The organism is Mycobacterium intermedium (assembly GCF_002086275.1).
GTDB classification, from domain to species: domain Bacteria; phylum Actinomycetota; class Actinomycetes; order Mycobacteriales; family Mycobacteriaceae; genus Mycobacterium; species Mycobacterium intermedium.
Genome location: NZ_MVHT01000032.1, coordinates 53,000 through 66,110, shown reverse-complemented (window position 1 = coordinate 66,110; position 13,111 = coordinate 53,000). Strand labels below are relative to the sequence as shown.

At 63.2% G+C, this 13,111-nt stretch carries 4 protein-coding genes; 2 read left to right on the top strand and 2 right to left on the bottom strand.

Going from position 1 to position 13,111, the window contains the following annotated elements; translation table 11 throughout:
* Nucleotides 1-3,863, top strand: a 3,863-nt coding sequence (locus BST27_RS34500; protein ID WP_428842036.1) for a beta strand repeat-containing protein, incomplete at its 5' end; no start/stop codon positions are given.
* Nucleotides 3,864-3,906: 43 nt separating this feature from the next.
* On the opposite strand, the gene BST27_RS13475 is transcribed toward BST27_RS34500, so the two are convergent.
* Nucleotides 3,907-5,556: an SWIM zinc finger family protein gene (locus BST27_RS13475; protein ID WP_170062315.1), complete on the bottom strand. Its 1,650-nt coding sequence runs from the start codon at nt 5,554-5,556 to the stop codon at nt 3,907-3,909.
* A gap of 70 nt (nt 5,557-5,626) precedes the next feature.
* On the opposite strand from BST27_RS13475, the gene BST27_RS13470 reads away from it, so the two are divergent.
* Complete coding sequence (locus BST27_RS13470) at nt 5,627-6,541, top strand: hypothetical protein (protein ID WP_170062314.1); 915 nt, start codon at nt 5,627-5,629, stop codon at nt 6,539-6,541.
* A 61-nt stretch (nt 6,542-6,602) separates the two neighbouring features.
* Here the strand turns inward: BST27_RS13470 and proA are convergent, their stop codons facing one another.
* Nucleotides 6,603-13,010, bottom strand: coding sequence for an anti-phage protein ProA (proA, locus tag BST27_RS13465; protein WP_069417247.1), 6,408 nt, complete (start codon nt 13,008-13,010; stop codon nt 6,603-6,605).
* Nucleotides 13,011-13,111 lie beyond the last annotated feature (101 nt).

Below are 13,111 nucleotides of genomic sequence, written 5' to 3'. Positions count from 1 at the left end.
TGTTCAACTCGGGCACCGGCAACGTCGGCTTCTTCAACTCCGGCACCGGAAACTTCGGCATCGGCAACTCCGGCAGCCACAACACGGGCTTCGGCAACGCCGGCGACTTCAACACCGGCTTCTTCAACACCGGCATCGTCAACACCGGGCTCGCCAACGCAGGTAGCTACAACACCGGCAGCTACAACACCGGAAACTACAACACCGGAGGCTTCAACCCGGGCAGCTACAACACCGGGTGGTTCAACACCGGCAACACCAACACCGGCCTGGGCAACTCGGGCAACGTCAACACCGGCGCCTTCAACACCGGCAGCTTCAACAACGGCTTCATCTGGCGGGACGACTACCAGGGCCTGATCGGCCTCGACTACACCGTGACCATCCCGGAATTCCCCGCCGCCAACCTCGACATCAGCATTCCGCTCAACATCCCCATCAACGTCAACCTCGGCAGCTTCCGGTTTTACGGCTTCAGTTTGGACCCGATCCACGTCAAGTTCGAGGGTCCCATCTGGACATACGCCGACGCTTACGTCAGCGCGATTCAAATCCCGACGATCACGGGCACCCTGCCCACGATTACCGCGAACATCGGGAGCCCGGACGGTTCAACGGTGCTCAACATTGCCATTCGCAGCACTGCAGGCCCCGTTCGCGTCCCGCTCATCCACATCCCGGCGACCCCTGGCTTCGGAAATCAAACCACCAGCCCGTCGTCGGGCTTTTTCAACAGCGGCGCCGGTGGAGTATCGGGCTTCTGGAACGTCGGTGCCAATGCCTCCGGCTTGTTCAACTGGGAAGCTGTGGAAAGCTCCGGCCTCAACAATGTCGGCACGCTGGCATCGGGCTTCTCCAACTTGGGCCACACCCTGTCGGGTTTCTTCAACATCGGCTCCGCCGTCAACCCGCTCACGACGCCGGCCAACATGTCGGGCATATACAACGTCGGTACCGACCTTGCGGGCTTGTTCCGCAACGGCGTGTCCGGGTCGACCTTCAGCCTGGGCTTGGCCGACTTCGGGCAATTCAGCCTGGGCAGCGGAAACATCGGGGATTTCAACCTGGGCAACGGAAACATCGGCAGCTACAACGTCGGCGGCGGCAACATCGGCAGCCAGAACTTCGGCAGCGGCAACATCGGCAGCTTCAACATCGGCTTCGGCAACAGCGGGCCCGCGCTGACGGCGGCCCTCAACAACGTCGGGTTCGGCAACACCGGCAGCAACAACTTCGGCTTCGGCAACTTCGGTCACGGCAACATCGGCTTCGGAAACACTGGCAGCGGCAACATCGGCATCGGGTTGAGCGGCAACAACCAGGTCGGCTTCGGCAACTGGAACTCCGGCAGCGGCAACGTCGGCCTGTTCAACTCCGGCAGCGGCAACGTCGGCTTGTTCAACTCCGGCACCGGAAACTTCGGCATCGGCAACTCCGGCAATTACAACACCGGCTTCTTCAACACCGGCAGCGTCAACACCGGTTTCTTCAACACCGGCCTGGTCAATACCGGGATCGCCAATGCGGGCAGCTACAACACCGGCGGCTACAACATCGGCAGCACCAACACCGGCAGTTTCAACCCGGGCAGCTACAACACCGGATGGTTCAACACCGGCGACTACAACACGGGCCTGGGCAACTCCGGCCACGTCAACACCGGCGTCTTCAACACCGGCAGCTACAACAACGGCCTCCTCTGGCGGGGCGAGTACCGGGGCGTCCTCACCGGCGGCTACGAGATCGTGATCGACGAAATACCCTTCGCGTTCGACGTTCGCGCACCGATCCATATCCCGATCACCGCCACCATCACCAGCGTGTCAATCTCGGCCATCAACATTCCGCAGATCACCGTGAAAGGCCTCGGCGAAGCCTTCGGCTACCTCGACGTCATCGACTTCAACATCACCATCGGCACCATCAGCATCCACGGCGGCGGCGCCGACGCCCCCGCGACGACACCCATCACGATCGACTTCGGCAGCCAACCCCCAGTCAACACCGTGTCGCTCAACATCGGCGCCCACGACGGATCGACCGTCGTCGCCATCGTGGGCGGCGGCGGAATGGGGCCCATCACGATTCCGGTCTTCCACATTCCGGCAACTCCGGGCTTCTTCAACACCACGACGACGCCGTCCTCGGGGTTCTTCAACGCCGGCACCGGCGGCCTATCGGGCTTCTTCAACTTCGGCGCCGGCAGCTCGGGCTTGTTCAACTACGCGACCGGAATCCTGGGAAACTCGGGCATCCAAAACTACGGTTCGCTGCAATCCGGCCTAGCCAACCTGGGCAACAGCATCTCGGGTGTGCTCAACACCGGCTTGGGCTTGGGCACGCCGGACAACGGCTCCGGCTTCGGCAATATCGGCAACAGCTTGGCCGGCGTGTTCCAGAACGACATCACCGGAACGACCAGCTTCAGCCTCGGCCTGGGCAATTTCGGTTCCTTGAACATCGGCAACGGGAACATCGGCGGCTTCAACTTCGGAAATGGGAACGTCGGCAGCTACAACGTGGGTGGCGGCAACATCGGTGGGCACAACTTCGGCGGCGGCAACTTCGGCAGCGACAACATCGGCGGCGGCAACATCGGCAGCGGCAACATCGGGTTCGGAAACTCCGGTCCGTCGCTGACGGCGGCCATCCAAAACTTCGGCATCGGCAACACCGGCAGCTTCAACATCGGCTTCGGCAACACCGGCAACGCGAACATCGGCTTCGCCAACACAGGCACCGGCAACATCGGCATCGGCCTCACCGGGAACAACCAAATTGGTATCGGTGGCTTGAATTCAGGCAACGGCAATATCGGCCTGTTCAACTCGGGCACCGGCAACGTCGGCTTCTTCAACTCCGGCACCGGCAACTGGGGCTTTGGCAACTCCGGCACCTACAACACCGGCATCTGCAACACCGGCAGCACCAACACGGGCTTTTTCAACATCGGGCTGGTCAACACCGGCATCGGCAACGCAGGCAACTACAACACCGGCTTCTTCAACGCCGGCAACACCAACACGGGCAGCTTCAACCCGGGCAGCTACAACACCGGCGGCTTCAATGTCGGCGACTACAACACCGGTTGGTTCAACACGGGCAATTCCAACACGGGCATTTCGAACTCCGGCGATTTCGACACGGGCGCATTCATCTCGGGCAGTTACAGCAACGGCTTCCTGTGGCGGGGCGACTACCAAGGCCTCTTCGGGTTCGGCTTCGAGTACACGATGCCCGAAATCACCTACCACTACGAGGTGCCGATCAACATCGAGGTGCCTATCACGGGTGTCGTCGACGCCATTACGGCGGGCGCGTTCACGTATTCGATTCCGATACACATCCAAGCCTCAACCGTGTTCGGGATCCAAATCAAGTACGACGACAGCAATGTTGGGCCCATCACCTTCAACCTGAACACCGTGCAACCCGAAACCCCGATCGACTACTTGTTCACCCAAGTCGTCCCTCTTATCGGCAACGGCTCTACGGGTCCGGTCACGTTCGGCTTCAGCTTCGCGGGGGGCCCGGGCTTCTTCAACTCCGGCGACACCCCGTCGTCGGGCTTCTTCAATTCCGGCGGTGGCGCGTCCGGCTTCTTCAACAACGCCACCGGCGCCGTATCCGGCCTGGCGAACCGCTTCGCCCAAATGTCAGGCTTCTTCAACGCCGGTGGCATCAACGTGTCGGGCTTGCAGAACTTCGGCACACTCGAGTCGGGCTGGGCAAACCTCGGCAACTTTGTGTCGGGCGCTTTCAATACGAGCTTCTTCAACTTCGCGACGCAGGCGTTCAACTCCGGGTTCGGTAACTTCGGAGTGCGGTTGGCCGGCTTGCTCAATACCGGTACAGGGCCCTAGTCGACGGGCCTCGGCGAGGGGCCTGGGCCAGCTGGAAGGTCGGTCAGAGCCCCTTGGCTGTCAGCGCCTTCATCAGCGCGGGGCGCCTGCCGTAGTCATGCCGAATCTTGGCGACGTAATCTGCGAAATCTGTACTGCGCCCGCCTCTTTCATACAACTTGGCCATCGTTGCCAGTCTCGCGGCGATGTCCGGGTACAGCTTGCTGTTGGGGTACTGCAGATCCTTCTCGAGGCCCGGCCGGTACAGATCCGCGGCGGCCACCGGCCGAGACTCGGCGCCTTGCGTGGCGAGTTCCTTCCACGCCCAGCCGGGACCATAACGGTCGGCGGCCTCCCACGCGGCGTCCACGTCCCCCTCGCTCAGGGAGAGCTGGACCAGGATCGACCCCGCGTAGGGACCGGCAGTCAGTTCTCGCGCGTGGTCGAACGCCCAGGCGCGTTCGGTCTCGACACGGTCGACCGTGGCGGCGAACTCCAGCAGCGACCGGTAGACGCGGATCTCGGGCCGCCGGACGAAATCGGCACGCAGAACGGCTATTGCATCGTCGACGCGGCCGAGTCCCCGGTACGTTTCGGCGACATCGGTCGGGCTCAACCAATAATCGTTTCCGCTGCCATGACTGCTTATCCGGCCTTCGGCGACCGCCCGATCGATCCAGCCCACCGCTTCGTCGTCGCGCCCGGCATCCCGTAAGCGGGCGACGATAGCCCCGTACTGCGGATGTTCGCGTTCGTTCAGCAGCTCGATAGCCCGATCGAGATCGCCGTCGTGATCGGCGAGCTCCAGCAGCATGGTGTCGACTTCAAAACGGCGAAAGTGGTCCACACCTGCATGCTTTCGATCCAAATCCGCGACCGCCGCGCGGTAGGTCGCGAGCGCATGGTCGTCGAATGCGTCGACGAAATCCGCGAGGCACAACGTTGGCCATCCCGGCGAGGTGGCACGGAAAGCCGCCAGCCACTGGGCAACTTCGGTGGGATCCGGCTGCCCGAGCCGACACGCCTGCGCGTACAGGTCGGCGGCCCGCTGGCATTGATCCCCGATCACGCCGGCCGAGTCGTCGGCCTCCCCGGTAATCGTGCGTAGCAGGGTGACCGCGCGCTGCAGCGCCGGTCGCACGATTTCGGCAGACCCTGCGTTCAAAAGACTCTCGAGCTCGTCGAGTACATGGCTAGCGACTTGCGCGGCCGCGAACGACTCGCGATAGTCGACAAATCCCCGGAATTCCAAGGCATTTCGCACGTACGCTTCGAACTCAGCTTTCGCCGTGGTGTCGTCACCGGATGCGGCGGTAGCGCGGACTTCCAGCATGCGGCGTACTTCGTCGTCGCGTTCGGCGAGGGTCAGGACGAGTTCGCGAAGCTCATCGACGTCCATGGCGTGCACGGCCGCTTCCACCTCCGAGGCCACCGAAGTGGAGTCGTCGACTGCGCCGCTGTCGATCGCGGCCAGCCCGACCGCAACCAGGTGCTTGCAGAAGTGGCCGTCGGCGGCGTGCGGGCAGGTGCAGAAACCGTCAGGCTCGGAACCGGACCAGTCGAGCTCCACGGTGTAGACCTGCTTGCCCTGGACCGTTGCGTAGGCCTTGTCGGTGGCGACGCGAAGCCCACGAACATAGCGGACGTAGCCCAAGCCCCGCCCGAAGATGCGGTCACCGGCCACGCTTACCAACGCGCTCTCCGACAGAGGCATACCGACATGGTGCCCGATCGGGACTCGGTGACGGTTCAACATGTCGGTGTGCTTGCCTACCATTCGGGCCGTGTCCGTTTCCAACATACTTCGACAGCTATCTGAATTGAAGCGGGCGGGCCTGATAGCCGGCGGTGTGGTCCTGGTACTGGCACTGCTAGCCGGATCGTGGTGGCTGGGTCTGGTCTCCGTCGCCGTAATGGGGGCGATCGGCTGGACCGAATATTCGGCTTGGGCACGAGCATCGCAAGAACTGGAGCCGTGGCCCTGGCCGGCGGAACTCCGGGCCGGAGCCGAGGCGATGGTACGCCGCATCGACCCGACACCAGAGCGCATCATCCCGCTGGCAGCGAATCAGCCGGATCTGGCTCAGGTCGCCTCCACTTTCGAAGGTCTTGAGCAACTCCTCGCCGAGCGCCTGCCGCTCTGGCCCTGGGCGGTATTCGCCTCGGTGCTCGTGCTGCGACGAAACGCCGTTCAGCGACGGCTTCGCAACTGCGCCTTGGGTTATCAACCCGGACGGGGGAGGCCGCTCAACGGCCAGCAGTATTCACACCTCGTGTGGAAGGAGATGTCCAAGATCTGCGAGATCGTCCACCAACTCGAAACGTTCATGCTCAGCCCGGCATTTACAGGCGCCTTGAATGCACCCGAGTGCGCAGCTGATGCGGACTCGATCGTGCATATTGCTAGCCGGCTGATGGACTACCACGAGGACATCCTGCGCGCGGCCGAGCGGTGTCTACAAACCCCGGTAGAGGCCGACGTCATCGTATTTGTCCAGGATGTGTGTGCCTTTGCGATGTGTCCCTTGGTTGGGTACGACAAGTTCATTGCCACGATGTGCAGTCGAGTAGCCGAAGGCCAGGAACTGTTGCCATACGCCAATGGCGTGATTGAGCTCGACGAAGCCCTTCTCGGCATCGATTTGCCAGATGGGTTGATGGAGCAGATCAACCGACACACGAAGAAGTTCAACCCATGACCATCCGCACCGGACGATCAGCGATCAAATTATGCCAGCGAGCCAGCGCCACACGGCGGTCCTATTTCTGGCAGGAGATGACGCTACCGGACCTGACCAGGTAACCCTGGGCCAAGGCGTGCTTCAAAGCATCCTCCAGACGCGCGCTGATGGCTTGCGTAATCCTTTTGCCCCCGAACATGTTCAGCGCCTCCCGTTTCAACTCCTCTGTGTCGATACCCCCTGCTTCCTCGGCGGCGATCATCATTGCGTTGCCGATCTCCACCAGGCTGATCTCCTCGAGTCGTCGGCTTTCGCCGCTCCTCGGGCACCGAACAATCCGCCAGGTGCGCGGGTCCACTCCCAGCGGCCAGTAGAAGTTCTCGCCCCCTTCGCGTACGTATTCCGACGGCACGACGCGTTGAATCGCCCTCTTGCGGTCCTCACTGACCCGATTGAGCATGAATGCGCCTGCCACCAGTCGCGCCAATCGGTCCCGATGAATCGGCGCCTCGGCCTCGATGACAGCCTGGACCACCGCCCGAACCCGCGTCTTTGCCCCCGGACTAGGCAACTCGTCGAGAACGTTCACACCACCCGCGATTGTCGGGACCCACTCTCGGTATGTCTGAATATTCGGATGCTTCGGTCGCTCTTGACGGCGGGGTGCTACCGGGGCCACGACTGAGGCCGAGGCCGATTTCAGCGGTGCAAATTCCTGCGGCTTAGTGGTCGTTTCTGGCTTCGGTTCAGGTGGCCTGCGCGCCGGGTCGGGCTCGACCTCGCCGCGCGCCAGACGCTGCTTGGCCTCATCTACCGCTTTCCGCAATCGCGCGAGGGCCTGCGAACGATGATCCAGCCACTCCGGCAACCAAATCCGTTCGACCGCGGGCCAATGCATCAAATTTTTCAGAACGTCGATCGGTAGCCCATCGCGATCCGCGACCGTCTTGCGCGCGTACCACTCGGTTCCGTCCAGCAACGCGGCGACCAATGGCTGTTCCGGTTGATCCGGATCAAAGATCACGAGGTCTACCCTGAAGTCGGACAGACCAACGTCGGTCGAAACGGGCAGGCCCTCGCGGCGAAGGGCCTCAGCAATGTCGTCTCGATGGCGGTCTATGACGGGCTGGCGCCGACCCCCGCTCGTCACGCTTTCCACTCCGCGCGCGGCCATCTCAAGGTAAGCCTTCAAATGCTTGGTCCCCAACTGAGTGGTTTCCTCGGCGCGCAGTTCGCTGGGGTCGAAGCTGGCGTAGAGGACCACTTCCCGACGCGCGCGGGTCACCGCGACGTTCAGTCGACGCTCGCCGCCGGGCCGCGACAACGGCCCGAAGTTCAATGGCACAACCCCTTTTTCATTGGCGCTGAACGCAACCGAGAACAGAATCGTGTCTCGCTCGTCACCCTGGACATTCTCGAGGTTCTTCACAAATAGTCCGTCGGGCTCGTCCAATGCGGCCAGCAGCCGGTCGTCGCCGGCGTCGCGCAGCAGGTTCTCGATGAGATCGCGTTGAGGGGCGTTGAAGGTGACGATGCCGAGTGACGGCGCGACATCGGGCGAGGCCCAGAACCGCTGACGGACGTCCTCGACGATGCGCTCGGCCTCGACGCGGTTGGTGCGCAACGTCTTTCCCCGCCCGGTTCGATCGAAGTGGCCGTTGACACGGACGAGGGAGATGCCGTGCCCGAACACCGCAGGCGCTGTATCGGTGAGCGGCGCGGGAAACGATGCCAACCGTCCCTCGTAGTAGTGGTAGTTGCTGAACGCGATGAGCGACTCATCTTGACTGCGGTAGTGCCACGACAGCCAATGCCGGGGAACTTGCGCCTGCACGCACTCAGTCAGGATCGACTCCTCGTCGATCACGACATCGGGGTTGTAGTCCTCGTCCTCGTCGATGGTTGCGGAGGCCTCAGCGAAGCTCGTCGGGGGCATCTGCTTGCTGTCGCCCACGACCACAACGGATTTCGCCCGTCCCATCGCGCCGACGGCATCGGCAACCCTGATCTGGGATGCCTCGTCGAATACGACGATGTCGAAAAGGCCCGGCCTGGCCGGGAAGAACCGTGCCACCGAGTCCGGGCTCATCAACGTACACGGCAGGATGTCGGTGATGAGATCTCCGAAGTTCTCCATCAGCGCGCGTATGCTCATGCCGCCGCGCCTTCGCTCCAATTGGCGGCGCAGCCCTCCGACCTGGCCGCTGGACGCGTCGGCGTTGAAGCGACGCCTGCTCAGCAGTTCGGCGGGAATAGCCCTGCGCAGCTCTTGACGAACTTCCTGGGTGCTCGTCGTGAAACGACGAATTGCTTTGTTGTGCGCCTCGATGTCGAAAGCGTTGAGCGCGCTGGCTTCCAAGCGTTCTGCAATCGAGGCGGCGGCCACGCCTCGGTCGAACGCCAGCGCGGCGTCTTCGGCAACAAGCTGCCCAGTGAGAATCGCTGACCGCGCAGCGTCCATGCCCGCGGCCCGCAGCGGCTCGATGTGACGCAACAGGTCGACCCAACGCTCGATTGATGCCGGACTGTCCAACTTTCGCGCGTCTCGCGTAGCCCACCAGCGGGTGATGAAGTTGTCTTGCTGCGCCCACGCCTGTTGCTGAGCCGGACTGGCGCCCGTCACCGTCGTGAGCGCGTTCCAGGCTATGGCCAGTCTGTCCAGCGGTTGGGCGAACGAGCCCACGGCCGTGTTTGCGTAGTACTCACGCAGATCGGCCCCGTGCGGCCGGTGACTGCTGGCTGACAGCGTGGCGAGGATCCACGTCACCGTTTCGATCCCGTGCTCGAGCTCGACGACGTGTTCGGGAATCAGGGGGTTCCATTGGTCACCCACCAGCATCAGAGGAATTGTCGCCACGCGGGCACGCAGATCACTCACCGCCGCGAAGGTCTCCGCCATCTCACCGGTGATCTGCGAAAGTGTCTTGAGTGGAACGGTTTCGGGAGCTACCACCAATGCGTCGGAAAGCATCGCCAGCACGGCACGACGGCGCTTCTTGCGCCCGAAGAAACCCGACTCGTCGGCGGCCACCGCCGCCTGGTGAATAGCCGGAATGTCCAAATCCATCGCAGCGGGGCTCGCAACGGCGAGCCAGTTAGGCCGCGCCGCTTGCAGTTTCTTCGCCAAAGTCCGAATAGTGGCCAAAGCCGACTTCCACGCGTCGCTTTGCAGCTGGTCCAGGCCTTCCAGGGGATAGCGTGGCGCATCGGCCAACGCGGCCCACGCCGCCAGTGCGGCTGCGCTTCCCGCACGCGCTATCTTCTCGAGTCCCAGCCCACGCTGTTGCAGATCGGCCAGCGCTTGGTCGAACTCGACTGCGGCCTGGTAAATCCGTTGCGCGTCCAGGCTTTGCGGCGATGGCGTATCGATGAAGCCCCACGGATGTCCCGGACCGGGCCGGGCGAGATCGGCTTTTTCGGGCAGCGACCGTAGAACGTCGCCCACGACCTTGAAGGTTTCCGGGCTCCCACTCGCGACGAGGCTGCGGGGCACCTCAAGCGGCGGCACCTCGTGGTCGGCGGCCAGCTCCGAAGAACGAGCCGTGTACAAAGACAGGCCCGCGGCATTTCTTTCGTGCAGACGCTCGGCGTACCGGGCCAGGCTGCGCCGGCTGGATTCGGCGACCTGACTGTTGGTGCGGAGCTTCTCTTTGTCGTGGCTAATGTGCAGCTCAAGTGCGACTTTGATCTGTTCCCGCACGGCCGCGGGCCGGGCCGACTTGTTGTGCAGGTCCAGCGAAAGTTCGCCGAGTCCAACCTCTTCGAGTCGTTTCTTGACGACATCGAGCGCGGCCCGCTTCTCGGCGACGAACAAGACGCGGCGGCCCGTCGCCATCGCGTGTGCGAGCAGGTTGGTGATCGTTTGGGACTTGCCCGTCCCGGGCGGGCCCTCCAGCACGAAGGTGCGTCCCCCAACGGCCTCGGCCACCGCGGTCAGTTGGGACGAGTCGGCCGGCACCGGCACGCGTGTGCCGAGTTCGTCGAGGTCGACGGGCGGGATATGGTCCACCGGGTCGCGGAACCGTTCCATGGGCGACTCGATGAGATGCGCCACCAAACTGTTGCGCGACAACTGCTTCCAAGATTCGTCAAGATCCTTCCACAGCGGGTACTTGGCGAACTGCAGCACCGCCAGGTGGACGCTCTCCTCCACCCGGAAGTGCAATCCCGCCCGGGCGACGGCGTGACGAACCGCGTCGAAGGTCTTCACCAGGTCGATGCCCGACGCATCCTCGGTAGGGTTCAGCAAATCGGGTATTTCCAACCCGAACGCCACGCGTAACTTTTCCACCAAACAGTAGTTGGGAGTTGACATCCCGGTCTCGTCGATCGTGAGCACGTAGCGCTCACCGCGGTTCGCTGTCGTCAGAGTTACCGGCACCAACACCAGCGGTGACCGAAGGTCACGGTCCGCGAAGTGCCAACTGAGCATCCCGAAGGCGAGGTACAAGTTGTTGGCGCCGGTTTCTTCGACGATGGTCTTGGCCTTGTAGGCCAGGTAGCGCAGCTTGCTCTTGTAGGCGGCTTCGGTGATGTCGATGTAGGCGCTGTGCTTCTCGGCGAGGAGAAGTTCACGCTCGCGCTCGGGAAGGTCTCGGCCGAAACGGATTCCCCTGGCCGTATCAACGCGGGGTATAACGTCGGACGCCAAAAGGTTGATCTTCGCCCCGGCGTTGACGGCGTCCTCGAAGCGGCCCAACGCCGGCCCCGGCACCTCGATGCGGTAACCCGCCCGTTCGGTGTAGTTGATGAGTTTGTTGCGAAGGCTCAAGTCGAGCAGCGCATTCTTCCATTGGCTGACCCGACGTGGGACATCGTCTTGTGCCGTGGGTGTTTCGGTACCGGGACGAGCTACATAGGGCGCGATGGTCGGGCCCGCTCCCGGCTCGTACTGGGTGACGATGACGTTCCCCTCGGCATCGGTCGTCCTGCTCGGTAACGGGAAGATCCGAGCGTTGCGAGCCTGCCGAATGTCGGTCACACCAAGGATTTCCGAGAGATCCCCCGCAAGGAACTTCATCCGAGGCGCACGCGCGGCGTCGGCAAAGGTGCACCCAGCGTGGGCTTGGGTGACCATGGTCGTTTCGATAAGGCCGATGTGTCCGAGATCGACCTGATTGGCGACGTCGACAACTTCTGTGGACGAGATCATGTCCAGAGCGGCGTCGCTGCGCCAGTACCCGAGGAAGGCGTGGCCCTTCAACACCCACAGTGTCGAGTTGATTCCGGCCTCTTCCAGTGCGGCTGCCATCGTGACCGTCGTGTCCAGGCAGGTGCCGAGCCTTCCGTCCAGCACTTCGGCTGGGGTGCGGACCTTCTGACCATCGGTACCCCAACTGGCCGGCGGCTCGGCGTAGCGGATGTCTCGAGCGCGCATCGCCTCGAAGACCGCCTGGGCGATGGCGTCGACCCGTTCGGGGTTCTCGCTCTGGTAGCCGTCGATCGACGAGTTTCCAGTCGCGTCGAGCAACCGGTCCGAGACGTCGGTCATCAAGGCCCTGATCGCGGCCGAGTTGGGCTGCACGTGCGCCGCCAGCATCTCCAGCGCGAGCTGCAGCGGGGTGGCCTTCCACTGATTGGCCGCCAGGATGGTGACGTCTTTGGATTCCTCCGCCAGAACGTTGCCGGCAGCGTCGCGCAGGACGACACGGATTGCGCCGGGGCCCTGATCCTCCACACGCAACATCGACGCCGGGTCGAGTTTCAAGTCGACGGTTTGAAGGATCGTCGGCTTGTGAGCTGCGAGATCCACGAACACCTGCTGCGGCCCGCCGAGTGACCCTTCGGCACTGACGACGTCAACTTCCACGACCGCGCTACGCACTTCTCCACCGCTGTATTCGATGGAGATGTGGTCGATGACAGGAATCCGGCAGTGGGCCATCGGGTAGCTGAGATCGGCGACGGCATGAATCTCGATGCGCGCCCTGTGCGCGGCGGCAGGCGGCACCGGCGGCTTGGCGACCGCCTGGGGTGGAGTGGCCAATCTGAACGGTTCGGCGTCCGGTTTCTCGGCTGGCTCGGGCTCCGGCGAGCCGCGGCCGACCAGCGCGGGAGATACCCCATGCTTCAGTTCGGCCACCTGTTCGGCCTGTGTTTGCTCCCCGATGGCGCGCAGCAGCAACTCGATCGTGTCGATCGCCCGGTAGGCGTCGGCCGCGCTGAACGCTTCGTTATGGGCCCACCGGTTTCGGATGTCGCGCAGTTCGCTTGCGTAGTTCTGCGCCTGCCGGGACAGATGCTGACTGAACGGGAAGCCGACGTCCCCCAGCCGTTCGGTCATGGCCCGGAGCATCAGCGAAAGATCGCGCTCCTGATACATGCCCACTCGACGTCCGGCGGCAATGTCCTTGCGCCGCAGCAGTTCCGTCCAGGAGACGCCAGGAGGCAACGCCTCGGTGAGCACGCGTTCGACGAAGGGCCTCAACCCACCGATCAGAATGCCGAGCGCCTCCCCCACCTGCTCGTGGTAGTCAACCTCGTCCACGGCCATTCCTTCCTAACCCGCCACTGTCTCCGCTACAGGCATGGTGGCGAGCATAGAACTGCGTTCCGACACACTGTCGCCGAGTAAGCACAGCGAAGACG

Bases quoted from the DNA above. Each gene is read 5' to 3' on its own strand.
- BST27_RS13475 (WP_170062315.1), bottom strand. From the start codon at position 5,556: ATGCCTCTGTCGGAGAGCGCGTTGGTAAGCGTGGCCGGTGACCGCATC.